The organism is Vineibacter terrae (assembly GCF_008039615.1).
In the GTDB taxonomy this organism is placed as follows: Bacteria; Pseudomonadota; Alphaproteobacteria; order Reyranellales; family Reyranellaceae; genus Vineibacter; species Vineibacter terrae.
This window is the reverse complement of sequence record NZ_VDUZ01000031.1, coordinates 70,606-89,163: the sequence shown is the minus strand read 5'-3', so window position 1 is coordinate 89,163 and position 18,558 is coordinate 70,606. Positions and strand designations below refer to the sequence as shown.

The following is an 18,558-nucleotide window of genomic DNA, read 5'->3' as shown; positions in this document are numbered from 1 at the left end:
GTTGCATGCATAGCTTCCGGAGTTTCGTCATGGCCGCCACGATCGAGTTCTTCTTCGACTGTTCCAGTCCGTGGACCTACCTCGCCTTCCACGGCATCCAGCCGCTGGCCGACGAGACAGGGGCCGAGATCGTGTGGAAGCCGATCCTGGTGGGAGGCATCTTCAACACGGTCAACGACAGCGTCTACCGCAGCCGCGAGAAGCCCAACCCGCGCAAGCTCGCCTACGCCGCCAAGGACATGGCCGACTGGGCCCGGCTCTACGGCCTGCGGATCAGGATGCGGCCCACCGTTTTCCCGGTGAACAGCGTGAAATGCATGCGCGGCGCCTTCGTCGCTCTGGAGCAGGGCAAGCTGGTGCCCTATGCCTATGCCGCATTCGATGCCTATTGGGGCGACGACAAGGACATTTCCCAGGACGACGTCATGGCGGCGATCGTCGACAAGGCCGGCCTGGACCGCGCCGAGTTCTTCGCCAAGATCGCCGATCAATCCTACAAGGACCGGCTGAAGGCCAATACCGACGACGTCATCGCCCGCGGTGGTTTCGGCTCGCCCACCATGTTTCTCAACCGCGACGACATGTACTTCGGCAACGACCGTCTGCCACTGCTGCGCGAGGCCATCCGGCGCGCGGCCTAGTCTGTTCTTGTCCGTTGTGCTAACCTGCTGTCAGGTTGGCGGTAAGAATGTTGCTCTTCCGTCGGCCGTTCCAACTGATATAACGCGCACGTTTTCAAGTCCCCCGTCCAACGAGGTTTCAAAGAATGCCTGCCCCCCTCTTCCGCGCCGCTGCCGTGGCGGCGGCGGCGACGTTTATTCTATCTGCCTGCGATCGGCCCCAGGCCTCTCTCCCGCCACCGTCTACCGCCTACGCCAAGGTTCAGCCGAGCTCCGCACCGGCGAAAGGCAGCTGCCTTACGGACGAAGAGGTTCAGGCGGTGCGCAACGAGATCGCCTGGCAGCAGTTCTACAACGCCGCCATCATGTGCCGCGCCGGAACACCCGCTTTCGCCAGCGACTATGCGGCCTTCCGTAACAAGTTCCGATCCGACAACGAGATCAACTCGGCCCCTCTGCAGCGGGCGGCGAACAAGCACCGCACCAACATCCACACCTTCAAGACCGAGATCGCCAACCGCGACGGCGCCAGCGGGGGCAGCAACCCGCAGTACTGCGCCAACGCCCAGCAGGCTTTCCGGTGGGCGCTCTCGCAGCAGGTCAACCAGCAGACTCAGGTGCCGCCGATGATGGACTTCTCGGCCGATATGGGCCTGCGCGCCTGCTCCGCCGGCCCGGCACCGACACCGGCGCGGCCGGGGACACCGGCACGGAAGTAATCGCAGCTGCAGACCGTAAAGAGGCGCGGCCAGTGGCCGCGCCTCTTTATTTGTGTCGGGGCCTGGCGCAGAAAGAAACGGCCGGGATATCCCGGCCGTTTCCGTATCGTCTTGCTGTCGATCGAGCTTACTGCAGCACGATCTCGACGCGGCGGTTCTGCGGCTCGCGCACACCGTCGGCCGTCGGCACCAGCGGCTGGCTCTCGCCGCGGCCCACCACGGTGATGCCGCTCGCCGGGATGCCCTCGCGCACCAGCGCGTCCTTCACCGCGTTCGCGCGGCGCAGCGACAGCGCCATGTTGTAAGCATCGCCGCCCGAGCGATCGGTGTGGCCAGTCACGCCGATGCGGGTCTTGTTGCCGGCCTTGGCTGCGTCCGCGGCCTGCTTGATCGTGGTCATTGCCTGGGCCGTGAGCGTGGCACGGTCAAAGTCGAAGAACACGATGTACTGGGCCGGCGTCGCGCCCGGCGGCGGCGGCGGCGGTGCAGCCGGCGTCGGCGGGCCGAACTTGTAGCCCAGCGTCAGCATCGCCGTGTGGTTCTGGAAGTCCTTGCCCTTGGCAAAGGTGTTCATGAACTTGTAGTCGAGGCTGCCGTAGAAGCCGTCGCTGATCTTCAGCGACACACCGGCGATGCCCTGCATGGCGAAGTCGGTGGTGCTGATACCGGTGCCCTTGATCTTCCAGTAGTTGATGCCGGCGCCGATACCGAGATGTGGCGAGATGATCGAGTCGGTCATGAAGTCATACAGCACGTTCGCGAACGCGCTGTACTGATGCATCTTGAGACCGCTCACCTTGTTGTAGCGGTAGACCGGCTCCAGCTCGACGCGCGGCCCGACGAAGTCGTAGCCGACCACGGCGCCCGCGGCGAAGCCGAGCTTCTCGTCCGCGCCGCTGAACGTACGCAGGTCGAGCCAGTTCAAACCACCTTCGACGCCCACATAGAAGCCCGGGAGGTTCGTCGACTGCGCATTCGCGGCCAGGGGCACCGCGACTAGAGCCGCAGCGACAACGGCTCCGAGTTTCGCTTTCATTTGTATTCCTCTACTTCAAGTACTCGGTAACGAAGTGGCGGAGTTGGAAACACCATCTTCACTTTCGAATATATACCAAGCCGCTGCAGCCGCAACGAATCCAGCCGGTTTTCTGGGGGCTTATTGCCGCGGCTAATCGAACTATTCCGCCCATTACTGCTAGGCAATATAAAACGAGCACTTTTTATTTCAGACTATTTCATGCCGCTGTTGGCGCAAAAAGAAACGGCCGGGATATCCCGGCCGTTTCCGTATCGTCTTGCTGTCGATCGAGCTTACTGCAGCACGATCTCGACGCGGCGGTTCTGCGGCTCGCGCACACCGTCGGCCGTCGGCACCAGCGGCTGGCTCTCGCCGCGGCCCACCACGGTGATGCCGCTCGCCGGGATGCCCTCGCGCACCAGCGCGTCCTTCACCGCGTTCGCGCGGCGCAGCGACAGCGCCATGTTGTAGGCGTCGCCGCCCGAGCGATCGGTGTGGCCAGTCACGCCGATGCGGGCCTTGTTGCCGGCCTTGGCCGCTTCCGCTGCCTGCCTGATCGTGGTCATTGCCTGGGCCGTGAGCGTGGCACGGTCAAAGTCGAAGAACACGATGTACTGGGCCGGCGTCGCGCCCGGCGGCGGCGGCGGCGGTGCAGCCGGCGCCGGTGGGCCGAACTTGTAGCCCAGGGTCACCAGGACGGTGTGGTTCTGGAAGTCCTTGCCCTTGGCGAACGTGTTCATGAACCGGTAGTCGAGGTTCGCGAAGAAGCCGTCCGTCATGCGCAGGCTCAGACCCGCAATGCCCTGCATCGCGAAGTCCGCGGTGCTGACCCAGGCATACTCCCAGATGTTGACGCCAGCGCCGATACCAAGGTACGGCGTGACCATCGAATCCGGCATGAAGTCGTACAGTACGTTCACCATCGGCGCGTACTGATACATGTTCTTGCCAACGCCCTTCGCCTTGTTCTGGCGATAGAGGAACTCAAGCTCCACGCGTGGGCCGACAAAGTCATAGCCAGCGACACCACCGACGGCAAACCCCGTCTTTTCCTTGGTGCTACCGAGGGTTGGCATGTGGAGGAAGTTTACGCCCCCCATTGCGCCGATATAGAAGCCCGGCATTGGCGTCACTTGCGCATTTGCCGCGAACGGCGCCGCGACGAGAGCCGCTGCGACAAGAGCTCCGAGTTTCGCCTTCATTTGGTATCCCCTCTCCAGATCAATACGAACGTGACGAAGTGGCGAGGCTGGAAGCACCAACTTCACCATTGACTATATACGAGGGTGTCCGGGTCGCAACGATTACGGCCGGTTGTTGCGTCGATATTCAAATCGTGTGGCTTTCGCGCAACACTTCGGATTTATCAGTGATATGAATTTTTCCAACGACTTAGCGGCCGAAGCGGAAGTTAAGAACTGACGCGAATAGACGCTTTTCGGCTAGGGTTGAGTGGGCTTGATCTTGTACGACAGCCCCAGAACGCCACCGTTCCCACGCGTCGAGAATGTCGGCGACGGCCGGTCGTTGCCCTGGCCCCCTGGCGACTTGGGCATGCCCTGCAGGTCCGCCGGCAACGGCGTCGCGCCACCAACTGCGGTGGCGCCGTCGCCCCGGCTGAGGACTCCGCTATAGACAGTCGGGTCCAGGCCGGTCGGACTCATGCGCAACCCGCGATAACTGAAGCTGCCGGCATCCGGCCGGCGGGCAGTCGCCGGGCTCGCCCCCTCCGCCGGCTTGGCGGCGCGCGCCGACCGCTCGGCGCCGGCAGTTGGCGCAGGGCTGGTGACGAATGTTGCCGGGTGATCCTCCGGCGCGTGGCTGATGCCGACGCCGATGCCCGCAAACCGGGCATCATCCCGATCCCGCCCATGCGCCGTCGACACGCAGCCGACGCCCAGGGCGAGCAAGGATAGGCCGATAGTGAAATTGCGCATCACATCGCTCCTGCGCCGACGCTGCCGGGCAGTCTTGTAGTGCACTGCACCATACATCCCTGCCGTGCGCCACTCAAGCGCATCATCTGCCGGCAACCGCTTGACCGGCGGCCCGAATCCGCCAGCATGGCGGACCTGACCAACGCCCCAGCCGGGAGAACGCCATGGGCCAATACAGCACCGTCGTGACCGAAGGACGCCTGATGATCGTCACCATCAACCGGCCGGAGGTCTACAACGCCTGCCACCCGATGGCGAACCAGGAGCTGACGGACGCCTTCGACACCTTCGCGGCCGACCCGGAGCTGTGGGTGGCCATCATCACCGGCGCCGGCGACAAGGCGTTCTGCGCCGGCAACGACCTGAAATACCATGCCGAGCTGCAGGCCAAGACCGGCAAGCGGCCGGTCCATCCGGCCAAGGGCTTCGGCGGGCTCACCAGCCGCTTCGACCTCGACAAGCCGGTGATCGCGGCGGTCAACGGCGTCGCCATGGGCGGCGGCTTCGAGATCGCGCTGGCCTGCGACATCATCATCGCCTCGGACAAGGCCACCTTCGCGCTGCCCGAGCCGCGGGTCGGCCTCGCCGCCGGCGCCGGCGGCATGCAGCGGCTGAGCCGCATGATTCCGCTGAAGAAGGCCATGGGCATGATGCTGACCGGCCGCCACGTGCCGGCCCAGGAAGGCTACGAGCTGGGCTTCGTGACGGCCGTGGTGCCGCACGCCAAGCTGATGGACGAGGCCCGCCGCTGGGCCGGCCAGATCCTGGAATGCTCGCCCATGAGCGTGCGCGCCACCAAGCAGGTCGTCATGCGCTCGCTCGATGCGCCGGCGCTCGAGACCGCGATGCACAACCAGCATTTCCCGGCCTTCGTGGCGATGGCCCACAGCGAGGACACCGTCGAGGGGCCCAAGGCCTTCTCTGAGAAGCGCAAGCCCAATTGGAAGGGCCGCTGAGGCCCTCCGACCACGCCGTCAGCGGCTGTTCAGGCGGATGAACTCGCTGACGTTGGCGTCATCGCAGTTGCGGCCGCGGATCGGGATGTGCATGCGCGGATCATTGCCCATCCATCCCTGCCGCCCGCCTTCCGCGTTGCGGCAGACGAACAGGTCGCCGCGGCGCGGGTCGACCACGAAGGCATAGCCGAAGCCGGCGCAGTCGCCGCGCCGGCACCAGCTCCAGCGCAGCATGGCGCCCTCGCGCACGACCGGCGTCTCCGGGCCGGCGGGCTTCAGGGCCTCGCGGGCCAGCGCCGTGCCCATCGCCTCGGTCGCCGCCTGCCGCAGCGCCGGCAGGTCCCACAGGCGGCCGGCGGCCGCGCCGGCTACCGTTTCCGGCGGCGGCTCGTTGGCGGAGACGCCCACCCATTGCTCGACCGGCTGCAGCCGCTCGCGCCGCGGATCCGGGATCTGGGCGGCCGCGACCACCGGAACCAGGGCGATCGCCACGCCCGCCAGGGCCCAGCCCCGCCCCACCAAACGCGCCCCCCGCATCGTTTCCCTCCCGTCCGTGTTCATGGTGCCGTTGCGGCGTGCTAAACGGCCTTTTAGGCGAAATCACGAACCGCACCGGGCGGTCAACGGAGCAACGATCGAGATGTCTTCCGCAGAGTCCGCCGGCGCGCTTGCCGGCCTCAAGGTGATCGACCTGTCGCGCGTGCTGGGCGGCCCTTACTGCTCGCAGATGCTGGCCGATCATGGCGCCGACGTGATCAAGGTCGAGCCGCCGCAGGGCGACGAGACGCGCGGCTGGGGACCGCCGTTCGACGACGAGGGCATCTCGGCCTACTTCGCCGGCATCAACCGCAACAAGCGCAAGATCGCGCTCGACCTCGCCCGGCCCGAGGGCCGCGCCGTGCTGCTGAAGCTGCTCGAGCACGCCGACGTGCTGATCGAGAACTTCAAGCCCGGCACGATGGAGAAATGGGGCCTGGGCTACAGCGCGACGCTGGCGCAGACGTTTCCGCGGCTGATCCATGCCCGCGTCACCGGCTTCGGCGCCGACGGACCGATGGGCGGCTACCCTGGCTATGACGCCATGGTGCAGGCCTGGGCCGGCCTGGTGTCGGTGAACGGCGCGCCCGAGAGCGGACCGGTGCGCATCGGCGTGCCCGTCGTCGACCTCGCCACCGGCATGAACGCCTGCATGGGCATCCTCATGGCGCTCTACGAGCGGCAGCGCTCGGGCAAGGGCCAGTTCGTCGATGCGACGCTGTACGACAGCGCCATCGCGCTGCACCAGCCGCACGCGCCCAACTACTTCATGGCCGGGCTGACGCCCAAGCTCCACGGCAACAGCCACGGCAACCTGGCGCCCTACGCCAACTTCCCGACCAAGGGCCGCAACATCGTGATCGGCGCCGGCAACGACGCGCAGTTCCGCAAGCTGGCGCAGCTGCTGGGCAAGCCCGCGCTGGCCGACGATCCGCGCTTCAGGACCAACCAGGACCGCATCGCCAACAAGCCGGCGCTGGAGGCCGAGCTGCGCGCGCTGACCGCCGAGCGCGACGGCGAGGCCTTCGCCACCGAGCTGATGGAGAACGGCGTGCCGTCCGGCGCCGTCTTCGAGGTGCCCGACGTGATGGAGCACCCGCACACAAGGCATCGCGGCATGGTCTGGGAGAAGGACGGCTACCGCAATGTCGGCAACCCGGTGAAGCTCTCGCGCACGCCGCCTGAGGTGCGCTCCAAGCCCAGGACATTCGGCCACGACACGCGCGCGGTGCTGCGCGAGCACGGCTACAGCGACGCCGACATCGATGCGCTGCTGAAGGCCGGCGTGGCGCTGGTCGAGCCCAAGAAGGCATAGGGAGGCCGGCGCATGACCGCTTCTGACATCGACCACGCAGCGCAGGCGCTGCTGCAGGCACGGCGCAGCTTCACCCAGATCGCGCCGCCGGGACCGGCTCCGGCCGACACCGACGCGGTCTATGCCATCCAGGACAAGGTCGCGGCGGCGCTCGGGCCGGTGGAAGGCTGGAAGGTGGGCGCGCCGTCGCCCACCGCCATGCCGACCTGCGCGCCGCTGCTGGCCGGCCATGTCGCCCTCGCCCCCGCAAGCTTCGCGGCCGGCAGCATGCATATGCTGGGCGTCGAGGCCGAGGTGGCGTTCCGCTTCGCGCGCGACCTGCCGGCGGCGGCGACGGCGCCCGATGCCGACGCGGTGCTCGACGCCGTCGGCAGCGCCCATGTGGTGATCGAGGTGGTCGACACGCGGCTTGCGAACTGGAAGAGCCTCGATCCGCTGTGGCCGCTGGCCGACAACGCCATGAACAAGGCGCTGGTCGTCGGCCCGGCCTTCGCCGGCTGGCGCGGCCTCGACTACGACCGCCAGCCCGTCAGGCTGACGGTGGACGGCAAGGCGGTGGTCGACCGCGCCGGAGGCAACAGCGGCGGCTCGCCGCTGCGGCTGCTGACCTGGCTGGCCGGCCACGTGGTGACGCGCCGCGGCGGCCTGCGCGCCGGCCAGGTCGTGACGACCGGCTCGTGGGTGGGCCTGCAGTTCGTCAGCCCCGGCGCCACGGTGGTGGCCGCGTTCGCCGGCCTGGGCGAGACGCAGGTGACGTTCCCCGCGTGAGCGCCCTTCTCCCGCTTGCGGGAGAAGATGGACGCCGCGCAGCGGCGGCCGGATGAGGGCGTCACGCGCAGCACCTCGTCCTTGGACCCTCACCTTCCCATGGCGCTGCGCGCCATGGGCCCCTCCCTCTCCCGCTCGCGGGAGACGGGCAGGCCGGTGCGTCACACCGCGATCACCCTGGCGCCACGCGCGACGTCTTCGTTGGGGTAGCCCCACTGGTGGCTGACCACGCGCGTCGCGCCGACCGCATAGTCGACGTTGTAGTGCGTATGGCCATGCAACCACAGCGGCGGCGCATGGCGATGCATCAGCGCCGAGAGGTCCGACGCGAAGGCCGGCGACAGGCTGTCGTTGCGGAAGCGCGGCTCGATCGAGTCGGGCGTTGGCGCGTGGTGCGTGACGACAATGGTCGTGCCGCTCGCGCGCGCCGACAGCCGCGCCTGCAGCCACGCCGCCGCACGGGTGTGCAGCTGCAGCGCATCCTGCGGCCGGAAGAGGCTGTCGCCGAAGGTGATGCGCTTGTGGTCGTACATCAGCTCCTCGGCCCGGCGCATCGCCTCGTCGGCCACACCGGCACCGTAGAGCTGGTAGTCGGTCCAGGCGGTGCAGCCCAGCACCCGCACCTGCCGGCCCTTCAGCGTGAGCTCGATCTCGTCGTGCTCGAGAAAGCGGACGTTGTCGGTTGCGGCAGCAGCTTCGCGCAGCTGGCCGATCAGGCTTCCATGCTCGTAGCGATAGAACTCATGGTTGCCCGCGATGTAGAGCACGGGCTGCCGCGGGAACGTCGCCGCCGCCCACTCGAGCCCGGCGGTGCCGACATCGATGTCGCCGGGGACGACGACCAGGTCGGCGCTCGCGGCCGTCTCGCGCGCCTCGTCGGCAAGCTGGGCCATGGACGCAGCACAGGCGGCCGCATCGGAGTTGCTACGCTGCAGGACGCGGCGGCGGACATCCAGATGAAGGTCCGACAACAAGGCGATGTGAATGTCCGGCATGATACGCGACACGTTCCTTGAACACTGGAGGCCGTCCTACGACACACGATTATCCGGTCCCGATCAAGGTGATGATGGCGCGCTGTGGTCGCGCAGGTAGGCGATGATGTCGGCGCGATCCTGCGCCGACGAGACACGGAAGCCCATCGTCGTGCCGGGCACGAGCGCGCCGGGATTCTCGAGCCACCGGTCGAGCGTTGCCGCGTCCCACGTGAAGGTGCGCTTGCGCAGCGCCGCGCTGTAGTGGAAGTCCGGCACCGCTGCGACGCGGCGCCCGAACACGTTGCGATGGCGCGGGCCGACCCGGTTGGCATCAAGCGAATGACACGCACCGCACCGGCTCTGGTAGAGCTGCTCGCCCCGCGTGGCATCACCGGCGGCGGCAGCAGCAGCAGCAGACGGCGGCGTCCGGACCGGCGACTGGGCGGCGGCGGGGATGGCCTGCAGCAGCAACGCCACGACCATCCCGGCCACGGCCGCACCACAACTGTGCGGACGCCACATCGCCTACGCTCCGAACATCAGGCCGTCGGTCGGGATCGGATCGCCCAGCGCGTTGCCCAGGATCGCGGCGTGGAACGCCTCGTCGCCCGCCATCCGCGCCACCAGCTGATGCCTGTCGGCGGTGGCGAGCGAGGGGATGAGGCCGAGATAGGCGTTGGCGGCGCCGCGCTCCAGCTTGAGCGCCAGGCGCAGCACGTCGGTCTGGTTCTTCAGCGCCGCGGCATTGAGCGCCGTCGCGTACTCGGCATCGCTCTTCGCCGCCGCCGGCTTGCCGCCGAGCGCGGTCACGACCTTGATCAGCTCGTCGCGGTGCCGTTGATGATGGCCGCGGAAGGTGACTCCGATCTTCACCACGGCGGGCTGCAGCAGGCCGCTGCCGGCGGCGATCGTGTAGGCGGCGATACCCTCGTGCTCGAGCGCGATGGCAGCGTTGAGCACGCCGACATCCTGGCCGGCGTTGCCGGTGCGCTTCTGCGCCAGCGCCGCGCCGCGCGCGCCCAGCAGCGCCGTGATGCCGGCGGCGGTGAGCACGGTCGCGCTGCCCCGAACGAGCTGGCGGCGCATCTGAAGATCCTTGCCTACGACACTCATGACTTCTCTCCTTCTTGCCGAGGGGACAGGCGGGCGAGCACCTTCTCGGTCAACGCCGCGCAGCGCTCGCCGCCAAACGGAAATGCCTCCTGCAGCGCCGCGCGCAGGTCCGGCTCCAGAATCTGTTGCAGCCGGCGCCGGGCACGGAAGAGGCGCGTCTTGACGGTTTGCTCCGGCACACCCAGCGCCGCTGCCGCCTCCTCGACACTCACGCCTTCCACGTCGCGCAGCACGAACACGGTCCGGTACATCTCGGGAAGGCGCGCGACCGCCGCCTGCAGCCGCTGGGCGACCTCGGCGCGCGCCGCAATCTCCTCGGGCGAGCCGTGGCTGATGGGCCCATCCGCCAGCCGCGCACGATATTCGGCCATCTCGGTGATCCCCTCACGTTCAAGCAGACGCGCCCGCCGTTGGGCTGCGCGCCGGCGCTCGAGCGCCTCGTTGATCGCGATCCGCGTCAGCCACGTCGCATAGGAGGCGTGGCCCTCGAAGGACGCGCTCGCCGTGAAGGCCTTGACGTAGGCGTCCTGAACCGCCTCCTCGGCATCGGCCTCGTTGCGCAGGATCCCCCAGCAGACGCGATAGAGGCGCTGGTTGTAACGCTGGGTGAGGACCCTGATGGCGCCCGCGCCCCGCTGCAGCGCCAGTGCATGAAGCTGCTCGTCGCGCAGGGCGGCCATGTCGAGGGGTGCTTGCCTGCCTAATGCCATCGCGTGTATCCCCCTTGAGCGGCCTTGTACCCATCAGACGGCGCCACCGATCAAAAGGTTTCAGCGCTTAGGCCGTACGTCCGACATGACCTTACTCGAGGAGGGCACGACGCGATGGATTTGCGCCACGGTACCCGGACCATCCTCGGTCCGCTCGCGTTCGCGTTGTTCGTCGCCGCCGGCTGCACCACACAGGCACCATCGGCACCCATCCAGGCTCTCGATTCCCGCGCGCTCGATATCGAAGCGCGCAAGAATGACGTGCTGCGCCAGCTCTCAGAGTGCGAGAGCGGCGGCACCGGCGAGTCCGACCGGCCGATCTATGGCGGCCGTGGCGCCTATGTCGGGCGCTTCCAGTTCTCGCCGCGCACGGTGATCGGCTTCGTGCGCGACCGCGACGGACGCGACCTCAGCTACAGGGAGGCCGTGGCGCTGGCGCACGACCATCAGCAGGCCGCCGCGCTGGCGAAGTACGCGATCTTCGAGCGCGACGCCGTCAGCCACTGGCCGCTGTGCAACCGCAAGCTCGGCCTCGACCAGCAGGTCGCGGCGATTAAGTCGATGTGAGGATCAACACCTCTTCCGCGAGAGCGGGGAGCTGCAGATAAACCCTCCCCCAACGCAGTTGGGGGAGGTGGCCGGAGGCCGGAGGGGGAGCCGACGTGGTCTCAGATACATAGACCACGTTGGCTCCCCTCCGCCCCTTCGGGGCACCTCCCCAGCAAAGCTGGGGAGGAACATGTACCCATACGCTCTCGCGGGGCGAGGAGATGGTGCTTCACGCCCGCGTGCCGCCGAAGCGGGCGATGATGTCGTCGGGGATGCGCGTGGCCTTGAGCTGGCCCGGCGCCGCCTGGGTGCTGGTCCAGCATCGCGTCTCGTTGCCATGCGCCACGGTCCTGCCGTCCTGTGCCGTCACGCGGTGCGCGACGCGGAACGAGCTGTTGCCCCAGCGCTCGACGCGGCTCTCGACGACGAGCCGCGCGCCCGGCGTCACGGTGCTCTCGAACGTGCCCACGGCGTTGAGGATCGGCATCTCGATGCCGCCCATGTCCTCGCGCATCACGCGCCGGTCGATGCCCGCGGCCCAGAACAGCCGCCACGTGCCCTGGTCCCACCACTTGAAATAGGTCGGGTAGTAGATGATGCCGGCGGGATCGCAGTCGCCCCACTCCAGGGTGACGGCGTGGCGCACGGCCAGCCCTTCCGGCGTCGACACCGGGTGCGTGTCGTCCGGCAGCAGGGCACTTGCTGTCTCACTCGGCGGCACGGGGCACCTCCTGTGTGCGCTGCGCGATCTCGGCCAGGGTCCTGGCCAGCGACTCGCCCTCGGGATCGGCCAGCGCCGCGACACGCGCGCTGGCGATCGCATCGACCGCGAGCGGCGCCGCCATCGTGCCGGCCAGCGCCGGGGCGATCACGGCCGCCTCGATGCGCGCGAAGTTGTGCGAGCCGCGCTTGTGCGTGTCGCCATAGCCCTTGATCAGGCGGGCGCACTCGGCGATCTCGCGCGCCAGCGGCAGGCTCAGCGCAGCGGCGTGCCGGATCTGCTGCAGCCAGCGCTCGATCTGCGCCTGCTCCTCGGCGAAGCGCCAGGTGCGCGGCCGCCACCAGCGCAGCTTCGACAGCAGCCACAGGCGCAGGAAGCCCGACACCGTCGACGTGCGCACATGCATGGACCAGTACCATTTGCCCAGCCGGCCGCTGCGCTCGGCCCAGGCCATGATGCGCCGCGCCAGGGCGGGCGGCAGCACGGCGCAGATCTCCTCGATGCCGGGCTTGAAGTGCTCGGTGATCACAAGAGGCTCGCCCGCCTTGGCACGCACCTCGGCATGCACGCGCGCGAAGCGCTCGGCCGAGACCTTGACCTGCGCCACGCGGATCACGTCCTCGAACGACATGCGCACCGCCAGATGCCGCGCCGTCTCGCGCAGCAGCGCGCCGTCGCCGCCGGCCTTGTTCTCCGCCGACCACACCGCATCGAGCCGGTCGAGGTAGCGCGCGGCATAGGCGCGGTCCTGATAGTCCGCCAGGCGGCGCACGCCTTCCTCGACGATGTCGTGCGCCGCAAGCGGCAACGCCTGCCGCGCGCGCCCGATCAGGTCCTCGACGCCGCGCGCCTGGGCCTGCCGCTTCTGGTGCGCGCGCACGGCCTGCTCGAGCTCGCCGCGCGCATGGGCGCGGCCGAAGGCGAAGCCCGCGAGATTGGCGTCGACCGACTTGCCGGCGGCGCGGATCGCGGCCTCAAAGGCCTGGTCGGGGATCGGCACGCGGCCGCATCCGGCCAGCGCGCCCAGCAGCACGGCGTTGAGCACGCTGCCCGCCTCCTCCGCCGCCTGGTCCATGTCGAACAGGATCTGCGCCTTGGACCGCTCCTTCACGGCGCGCAGCAGGCGGCCGACATCGAAGCGGCCATCGCCCATCGCCACGCGCTCGCCGATCGCGAACACGCGGTGGCTGGATGAGATCAGCGTGGTGCGGTCGGGCGTCACCCAGCCGTTGAAGATCATGCGGCCGGCCTCGACCAGCTCGCTGGCCAGCAGCACGTCGACCTCGCCCATCGCCGGGTTCAGCGCCAGCACCGGCGCGCGCTCGCCCAGCCGCGCGCGCGCCGTGGGCAGCACCTCGACATAGTAGGTGGTGGCGCCGGTGCGCTGCGCCACGCCCGGGATCTGCGTCGCCTGCGCCGGCAGGCCGGCATGGTGCGCCGCCTCGACGATCCAGTCGCACAGCACGCCGCCGCCATCGCCGCCCAGCGCCGCGATCAGGATGGTGACGGGACGGTCGGGCGTCATGGGGCAATGCCCATACCTTCCCCCGCTGGCGGGGGAAGGTGGCGCGCAGCGCCGGATGGGGGTGCCCCTGACCAGACGGAGTGCGTGAAGGCCACCCCCATCCGCCCTTCGGGCACCTTCCCCCGCCAGCGGGGGAAGGTATGAACGCGATCAACGTACATCTGCCGCGGGCTCCCTACCCTGCAGTCGGCCGATCACAGCGCTGCGCAGGCGCGTCATGAGGCGGTCCCACCAGGTCGGGTTCTGCACGATCTCGGCCTTGTAGAAGGACGGGCACAGCACCGCGGCGTCGGCGACCTCGCCGCACAGGCCACAGCCGACGCAGCTGTTGACGACCTGCGCCACGGGATCGTCGCGCAGCGGATCGGGGCTTGCCTTGATGGTGAGCGAGGGGCAGCCCGAGAGGCGGATGCAGGAATGATCGCCGGTGCAGACCGCGTCGTCGACGCCGTAGCGCGTGCGCACCACGCGCTCGCCGCGCTTCAGCGCCGCCGCCAGAAGCGGGCGGATGCGGCGCTGGCGCGCGAGCTGGCATTCGCCGTCGGCCACGATCACCTTGAGCCCCGGCTCCTTGGTGGTCATCGCCTCGCGCAACGTGCCCAGCATGGTGCTGACGTTGTAGGTGCGGATGGTGCGCAGCCAGCGCACGCCCATGGCGCGCAGGGTGACGGCGATGTCCGACGTGTTGTTGCCGTCGCGGCGGTTGCCGGCGCTGGAGGGCAGGAACTGCGCGCCGGTCGCCGAGGTGTAGCCGTTCTGCATCACCACCAGCACGCGATCGCCGCGATTGAACATGGCCGAGGAGACGCCCGACAGCAGGCCGTTGTGCCAGAAGCCGCCGTCGCCCATCACCGAGATGGTGCGCTTCTGCATGACCGGCGCCACGGCGGCGGCCGCCGCCAGCGACATGCCGTAGCCCAGAATCGAGTTGCCGAGATTGAACGGCGCCAGGGTCGCGAAGGAGTGGCAGCCGATGTCGCTGGAAATGTGGACCTTGCCGACCTCGCGCTCCAGCAGCTTGATGGCGGAGAACACCGGCCGCTCGGGACAGCCGGTGCAGAAGCCCGGCGGCCGCAGCGGCAGCGGCGCGCCGATCAGGCGCTGCGCCTCGGCGCGGCCGGCGCGCGCCTGCTCCAGCGCCTGCATCGGCCTGGAAAGGTCGATGTCGTTGGCGGTCTGGGCGAAGAACTTCAGCAGGCCCTCGGTCACGACCTCGGCGGTGTACTCGCCGGCCATCGGCAGCACGTCTTTGCCGTGCAGGCGCGTGCCGATATCCTTCTTGCGCAGCAGCGCGCCGATCGCCTGCTCGAGGTAGTCCGGCGCGCCCTCCTCGACCACCAGCACGGCGCGCTTGCCGGCGCAGAAATCGGTGATCTGGTCCGGCACCAGCGGATGCGTGACGTTGAGCACCAGGGTGGGCACCTGCACGGCGCCGAAGGCGTCGCCCAGGCCGAGCCGGTCGAGCCCGCGCAGCAGCACGTTGGCGATGCCGCCCTGCACGATGATGCCGAGATCCTCGCGCTCGCCCGGCAGCAGCTCGTTCAGCCCCTGCTCGACGATGAAGCGCTGCGCCGCCGGCTGGCGCACATCGACCTTCAGCTTCTCCTGGATATAGGTCGACGGCGGATGCGAGATGCGGCCGTAATCCTGCGGCACCGGCTCGGCCAGCCGCGCGTTGCGCGAGATGGCGGGCGCGACATTGTCCTTGGCCACGAAGCTGCCGCTGACATGGCAGGCGCGGATGCGCAGCTCCATCATGACCGGCGTGTTGGTGGCCTCGGACAGCTCGAAGGCCTTCTCGACGCAGTGCACGATGGTCGGCAGGTTGGGCCGCGGGTCCATCAGCCAGACCGACGACTTCAGCGCATAGGCGTGGGCACGCTCCTGGATGATCGAGGCGCCTTCGCCGTAATCCTCGCCGACCACGATCAGCGCGCCGCCGATCACGCCCGGCGACGCCAGGTTGGAGAGCGCATCGGCCGCGACGTTGGTGCCGACGATCGACTTCCAGGTGACGCAGCCGCGGATCGGGTAGTTGATCGAGGCGCCCAGCAGCGCCGCCGCCGCAGCCTCGTTGGTGCAGGTCTCCAGGTGCACGCCGAGCTCGTCGAGCAGGTCCTGCGACTCGACCAGCACGTCGACCAGATGCGACATCGGCGCGCCCTGGTAGCCGCCGACATAGGCGACGCCGGATTGCAGCAGCGCCTTGGTGACCGCCAGCACGCCCTCGCCGCGGAACACCTCGCCGGCGCCCAGGCGCAGCGAGCGCACCTCCTCGGCAAACGAGCGCTCGGGGTTGGTGCGGGCCGCGGCCGGTGGCTGGTCGAACATGGGGGCTTCCTCGTCTTGCCGCCAGCTAAGGAGCGGAATCGTTGGGTGTCAAACAGTTTCCCGTCTGCGCGAAGAGCGCGAAGATCGGAAAGATTTTTTCTGTAGCGAAGACAATGGCTTACCGCGAAGGCGCCAGCGGTTCCGCAAGCGGCGCGGACTGCGGGAAGCGCCCCAAAGACGACGCAGCGGGCGCCTTTGGCTCTCTCGTCATCCCGAGCGCAGCGAGGGATCTCCTGCGACAAGGCGCAGCGTGCGTCATTCGCGAGAGATCCCTCGCTGCGCTCGGGATGACAGCAGGCGGACCAGCGCGGCTCAGGCATCGTGGTTCTCCCGCAGCGCCGGGTTGACCAGCCAGCGGCGGCGGGCGCGGCCCTTCGTGGCGTGCGTCACCAGCCGCAGGCAGCCGCGCTCGACCAGGCCGGCGATGATCCTGTCGGTGCCGGCGGCGTTCAGCGACTGGCGCATCGCCTCGCGGCGCAGCTGCTCGCGCGAGACCTCGCGCGGGCGCTGCTGCGCCAGCCAGCGCAGCGCGTCGCGCAGGTGCCGGTCGTGCGTGCCGTTGCCGCCGGCGCCGATCGCGGCGCGGGCGTGCGGCCACAGATAATCCTGCCACAGCGCCGCGGCCGCCTCGACGGCCCAAGCCGGCACCTCTTGCGGCTCGGCGGCGCCTTGCGGCTGCGCCGCCCAGTCGAGAAACGCCATCACGCCGGCCAGGCGCAGGACAGTGCCCGGCCCCTTGCCCCACCACGCCGCGGCACGGCCCTCCTGCCGGCCGGCCGCGACGTAATGCAGTCGGCGGAAGCGGTCGAAGGCGGCGCGGGCGTCGGACGCCAGCGGCACCTCGCGCGGACCGTCGGGCATGTCGCGCAGGCGCGCCAATGCCGCGACCGCATCGACGTCCGCCTCCGCCGCCGCGTCCGGCAGCTTCCGGAACGCAGCGCGATGCGGCCAGACATAGAGCAGGCGCGCGGCCACGCCGTCGCTGTCGTCGCCGAGCGCGGCGCCGAGCGCCTCCGGCCGCAGCGTGCCCAGGATCGACACGGCGCTGTCGACGCTGACGGACTGGCGCCGGCCGGCGGCGGTCCAGCCGGCGCCCGCCCAGGCCGCAAGCCAGAAGACGTCGTCGCCGGCGCCGCGGCAGTCGCGCACGATATCCGCCAGCCATGAGCCGCGGCCGTCGCGCGCCAGCAGCACGCCGCGCGGCGCGTTGCGCAACGTCGCCACGATCGCCGCGATGCCGGCGCCGGCGGCCAGCAACGATCGCCGCAGCGGCGGCCTGGCCACCACTTGGGGCGGCGGCGCGCGCCTTTCGCGCACCGCTTCGATGAGATCGCCGACCCATTGGCCGCGCGCGTCCTCGAAGGCGCTGTCGTGCACGTGCAGCGCCGCTTCATAGGCGGCGTCCAGCTCGTCCTGGAGAAGGCGGACCAGGTCCAGCACCGCGGCCACGGCGGGCGTCTTGCCCGACGATGGCGGCCCGACGACGGCGGTCCACAGGATGCAGGGCTCCGACCATGACGGCGCCGGTGCGATCCAGCGCGCCGTGCCGATCAGGCCGGAAGCTGCCGTCAGCAGCGACAGCGCCACGGGATCAATCGGCACACCCGCGCCACGGGCGGCCTGCTCGACCCAGCTGCGCCAGGGCAGCGGCAGCGCCTCGGGAGGCAATGCCGGCAGCTCGCCGCGCCGGTCGTCCAGCAGGGACAGGTCCGGCGCCGCCCAGCCGGTGTCGGGCACGGAGGGCGGGTCTTCGATGGTGTGAGGGATGTCTTGGTGTGTCGGCGCCGGGCGTGTCTCAGTCGCGTTGGGCTGCACGGATGCGTCGACCTCACCGTCATCCCGAGCGCAGCGAGGGATCTCCCGCGACTGGGGCACCGTGCGTCCTTCGCAGGAGATCCCTCGCTGCGCTCGGGATGACGGTGGGTCCGCAGCAACGTCAGGGAGGGCCTCGCGCAGCTGGCGCCGCAGCGTCTCGACGGCCGCCTCGGGCAGCTTCGGTGGGTCGTCGCCATGCCACGGCGCCGGCCAGGCGCGCGGCGCGGCGATGAGCGCGACGTGATGCGCCCAGCCCCGCAGCCGCACCTGCAGCCGCGCCATGGCCGTGGCACCGGCATCGTCGTCCGGCCACGCCACCACGTCGCGGCCGCGCAGCGGCACGATGTCGGCCTTGTCGACCGCGCCACAGCCACCAGCCCAGGCGATGCAGACATGGTCCGGGAACAACGGCCGCGCGCCATCCGCGATCGCCTCGTTTTGTACCACCAGCACCGGCGCCGCAGGCCGCGCCTGCAGGCCGGCGGCGCCGTAGAGCGGCAGCGGCGCCAAGGGCTCGTGCCAGTAGCACTGCGCGCCGGTGCGCACCGCCATCGCGATGCGCTTGCGGCCGTCGCGGCCGCGGAAGCCGGCGACGGCGAAGCTGTCGGTGTAATGCCACCAGCGCAGCGGCGTGCCGTGATCGGCATGCGTCAGGCTGGCGAAATCGTGCGCGCTCATGGGCACACCCGAGGATGGTGGAACGGTGTTGCTTGACGTCAGCAACCGGCGAAGACGCCCGTATGAAGCCCGGCGGCGGCTTTGCCCTGTGACGGCCGGGCAGGCGAAACGCCCGTTATCCCCGGCGGCGGGAACGCATGCTCTAATCAACCATTATATGTCTTCAGGAACCGGCTTACAACCGGTACAAAAGCAGACATTCTCAGCACTGCAAGGTGATGGCGCGCTGGCCTTCTGGCACACTTGCCGGAGCATCCGGCCTCGCCCAT

The 18,558-nt window shown here is 69.3% G+C and carries 18 protein-coding genes; 6 read left to right on the top strand and 12 right to left on the bottom strand.

Going from position 1 to position 18,558, the window contains the following annotated elements:
- Positions 1-29 precede the first annotated feature (29 nt).
- Together FHP25_RS24615 and FHP25_RS24610 are read left to right on the top strand one after the other, a co-directional pair.
- The gene (locus FHP25_RS24615; RefSeq protein ID WP_147849620.1) at positions 30-641 is read left to right on the top strand and encodes a 2-hydroxychromene-2-carboxylate isomerase; all 612 of its coding nucleotides are present in this window, start codon (positions 30-32) and stop codon (positions 639-641) included.
- 299 nt (positions 642-940) lie between these two features.
- Positions 941-1,339 carry a hypothetical protein gene (locus tag FHP25_RS24610; protein ID WP_147849619.1) on the top strand — a complete coding sequence of 133 codons (399 nt, stop codon included), beginning with the start codon at positions 941-943 and terminating at the stop codon, positions 1,337-1,339.
- 127 nt (positions 1,340-1,466) lie between these two features.
- Here the strand turns inward: FHP25_RS24610 and FHP25_RS24605 are convergent, their stop codons facing one another.
- The 3 genes from FHP25_RS24605 to FHP25_RS24595 form a co-directional block, all read right to left on the bottom strand.
- Positions 1,467-2,375, bottom strand: a complete 909-nt coding sequence (locus tag FHP25_RS24605; RefSeq protein WP_147849618.1) for an OmpA family protein — start codon at positions 2,373-2,375, stop codon at positions 1,467-1,469.
- A 275-nt stretch (positions 2,376-2,650) separates the two neighbouring features.
- Positions 2,651-3,628 carry an OmpA family protein gene (locus tag FHP25_RS24600; RefSeq protein ID WP_231712462.1) on the bottom strand — a complete coding sequence of 326 codons (978 nt, stop codon included), beginning with the start codon at positions 3,626-3,628 and terminating at the stop codon, positions 2,651-2,653.
- Between the two features lie 171 nt (positions 3,629-3,799).
- Positions 3,800-4,294, bottom strand: coding sequence for a hypothetical protein (locus FHP25_RS24595; protein WP_147849617.1), 495 nt, complete (start codon positions 4,292-4,294; stop codon positions 3,800-3,802).
- Between the two features lie 164 nt (positions 4,295-4,458).
- Between FHP25_RS24595 and FHP25_RS24590 the strand changes: the two genes are divergently transcribed.
- Positions 4,459-5,250: an enoyl-CoA hydratase-related protein gene (locus tag FHP25_RS24590; RefSeq protein WP_147849616.1), complete on the top strand. Its 792-nt coding sequence runs from the start codon at positions 4,459-4,461 to the stop codon at positions 5,248-5,250.
- An 18-nt stretch (positions 5,251-5,268) separates the two neighbouring features.
- On the opposite strand, the gene FHP25_RS24585 is transcribed toward FHP25_RS24590, so the two are convergent.
- Complete coding sequence (locus FHP25_RS24585; RefSeq protein WP_147849615.1) at positions 5,269-5,787, bottom strand: hypothetical protein; 519 nt, start codon at positions 5,785-5,787, stop codon at positions 5,269-5,271.
- 103 nt (positions 5,788-5,890) lie between these two features.
- On the opposite strand from FHP25_RS24585, the gene FHP25_RS24580 reads away from it, so the two are divergent.
- Together FHP25_RS24580 and FHP25_RS24575 are read left to right on the top strand one after the other, a co-directional pair.
- The gene (locus tag FHP25_RS24580; protein ID WP_147849614.1) at positions 5,891-7,102 is read left to right on the top strand and encodes a CaiB/BaiF CoA transferase family protein; all 1,212 of its coding nucleotides are present in this window, start codon (positions 5,891-5,893) and stop codon (positions 7,100-7,102) included.
- 12 nt (positions 7,103-7,114) lie between these two features.
- On the top strand, positions 7,115-7,870 hold the full coding sequence (locus FHP25_RS24575; RefSeq protein ID WP_147849613.1) for a 2-keto-4-pentenoate hydratase: 756 nt from the start codon (positions 7,115-7,117) through the stop codon (positions 7,868-7,870).
- 161 nt (positions 7,871-8,031) lie between these two features.
- On the opposite strand, the gene FHP25_RS24570 is transcribed toward FHP25_RS24575, so the two are convergent.
- The 4 genes from FHP25_RS24570 to FHP25_RS24555 form a co-directional block, all read right to left on the bottom strand.
- Positions 8,032-8,865 carry a metallophosphoesterase gene (locus FHP25_RS24570; RefSeq protein ID WP_147849612.1) on the bottom strand — a complete coding sequence of 278 codons (834 nt, stop codon included), beginning with the start codon at positions 8,863-8,865 and terminating at the stop codon, positions 8,032-8,034.
- A gap of 63 nt (positions 8,866-8,928) precedes the next feature.
- On the bottom strand, positions 8,929-9,330 hold the full coding sequence (locus FHP25_RS24565) for a c-type cytochrome (RefSeq protein WP_178133759.1): 402 nt from the start codon (positions 9,328-9,330) through the stop codon (positions 8,929-8,931).
- A gap of 42 nt (positions 9,331-9,372) precedes the next feature.
- The gene (locus FHP25_RS24560) at positions 9,373-9,960 is read right to left on the bottom strand and encodes a ferritin-like domain-containing protein (RefSeq protein ID WP_218578574.1); all 588 of its coding nucleotides are present in this window, start codon (positions 9,958-9,960) and stop codon (positions 9,373-9,375) included.
- Positions 9,957-10,640, bottom strand: coding sequence for an RNA polymerase sigma factor (locus FHP25_RS24555; RefSeq protein WP_178133757.1), 684 nt, complete (start codon positions 10,638-10,640; stop codon positions 9,957-9,959). Before FHP25_RS24555 ends, FHP25_RS24560 begins: the two co-directional genes overlap by 4 nt.
- Before the next feature lie 144 nt (positions 10,641-10,784).
- On the opposite strand from FHP25_RS24555, the gene FHP25_RS24550 reads away from it, so the two are divergent.
- Positions 10,785-11,237 carry a lysozyme family protein gene (locus FHP25_RS24550; protein ID WP_147849609.1) on the top strand — a complete coding sequence of 151 codons (453 nt, stop codon included), beginning with the start codon at positions 10,785-10,787 and terminating at the stop codon, positions 11,235-11,237.
- 211 nt (positions 11,238-11,448) lie between these two features.
- Here the strand turns inward: FHP25_RS24550 and FHP25_RS24545 are convergent, their stop codons facing one another.
- The 4 genes from FHP25_RS24545 to FHP25_RS24530 all read right to left on the bottom strand — a co-directional run bounded on the left by FHP25_RS24545 (position 11,449) and on the right by FHP25_RS24530 (position 18,289).
- Complete coding sequence (locus FHP25_RS24545) at positions 11,449-11,940, bottom strand: acyl-CoA thioesterase (RefSeq protein WP_178133756.1); 492 nt, start codon at positions 11,938-11,940, stop codon at positions 11,449-11,451.
- A complete protein-coding gene (locus FHP25_RS24540) occupies positions 11,927-13,465 on the bottom strand; it encodes an indolepyruvate oxidoreductase subunit beta family protein (protein WP_147849607.1) in 1,539 nt (512 codons plus the stop codon). Before FHP25_RS24540 ends, FHP25_RS24545 begins: the two co-directional genes overlap by 14 nt.
- A 150-nt stretch (positions 13,466-13,615) precedes the next feature.
- Positions 13,616-15,796, bottom strand: a complete 2,181-nt coding sequence (locus FHP25_RS24535) for a thiamine pyrophosphate-dependent enzyme (protein WP_147849606.1) — start codon at positions 15,794-15,796, stop codon at positions 13,616-13,618.
- Positions 15,797-16,108: 312 nt separating this feature from the next.
- Positions 16,109-18,289 carry a DUF3987 domain-containing protein gene (locus FHP25_RS24530; RefSeq protein WP_147849605.1) on the bottom strand — a complete coding sequence of 727 codons (2,181 nt, stop codon included), beginning with the start codon at positions 18,287-18,289 and terminating at the stop codon, positions 16,109-16,111.
- Positions 18,290-18,558: the final 269 nt, after the last annotated feature.

Coding starts and splice junctions, on each gene's coding strand:
- FHP25_RS24605 (WP_147849618.1), bottom strand. CDS start 2,375: ATGAAAGCGAAACTCGGAGCCGTTGTCGCTGCGGCTCTAGTCGCGGTG.
- FHP25_RS24580 (WP_147849614.1), top strand. CDS start 5,891: ATGTCTTCCGCAGAGTCCGCCGGCGCGCTTGCCGGCCTCAAGGTGATC.
- FHP25_RS24570 (WP_147849612.1), bottom strand. CDS start 8,865: ATGCCGGACATTCACATCGCCTTGTTGTCGGACCTTCATCTGGATGTC.
- FHP25_RS24555 (WP_178133757.1), bottom strand. CDS start 10,640: ATGGCCGCCCTGCGCGACGAGCAGCTTCATGCACTGGCGCTGCAGCGG.
- FHP25_RS24530 (WP_147849605.1), bottom strand. CDS start 18,289: ATGAGCGCGCACGATTTCGCCAGCCTGACGCATGCCGATCACGGCACG.
- FHP25_RS24615 (WP_147849620.1), top strand. CDS start 30: ATGGCCGCCACGATCGAGTTCTTCTTCGACTGTTCCAGTCCGTGGACC.
- FHP25_RS24565 (WP_178133759.1), bottom strand. CDS start 9,330: ATGGTCGTGGCGTTGCTGCTGCAGGCCATCCCCGCCGCCGCCCAGTCG.
- FHP25_RS24590 (WP_147849616.1), top strand. CDS start 4,459: ATGGGCCAATACAGCACCGTCGTGACCGAAGGACGCCTGATGATCGTC.
- FHP25_RS24575 (WP_147849613.1), top strand. CDS start 7,115: ATGACCGCTTCTGACATCGACCACGCAGCGCAGGCGCTGCTGCAGGCA.
- FHP25_RS24585 (WP_147849615.1), bottom strand. CDS start 5,787: ATGCGGGGGGCGCGTTTGGTGGGGCGGGGCTGGGCCCTGGCGGGCGTG.
- FHP25_RS24560 (WP_218578574.1), bottom strand. CDS start 9,960: ATGAGTGTCGTAGGCAAGGATCTTCAGATGCGCCGCCAGCTCGTTCGG.
- FHP25_RS24600 (WP_231712462.1), bottom strand. CDS start 3,628: ATGGTGAAGTTGGTGCTTCCAGCCTCGCCACTTCGTCACGTTCGTATT.
- FHP25_RS24535 (WP_147849606.1), bottom strand. CDS start 15,796: ATGTTCGACCAGCCACCGGCCGCGGCCCGCACCAACCCCGAGCGCTCG.
- FHP25_RS24540 (WP_147849607.1), bottom strand. CDS start 13,465: ATGACGCCCGACCGTCCCGTCACCATCCTGATCGCGGCGCTGGGCGGC.
- FHP25_RS24550 (WP_147849609.1), top strand. CDS start 10,785: ATGGATTTGCGCCACGGTACCCGGACCATCCTCGGTCCGCTCGCGTTC.
- FHP25_RS24595 (WP_147849617.1), bottom strand. CDS start 4,294: ATGCGCAATTTCACTATCGGCCTATCCTTGCTCGCCCTGGGCGTCGGC.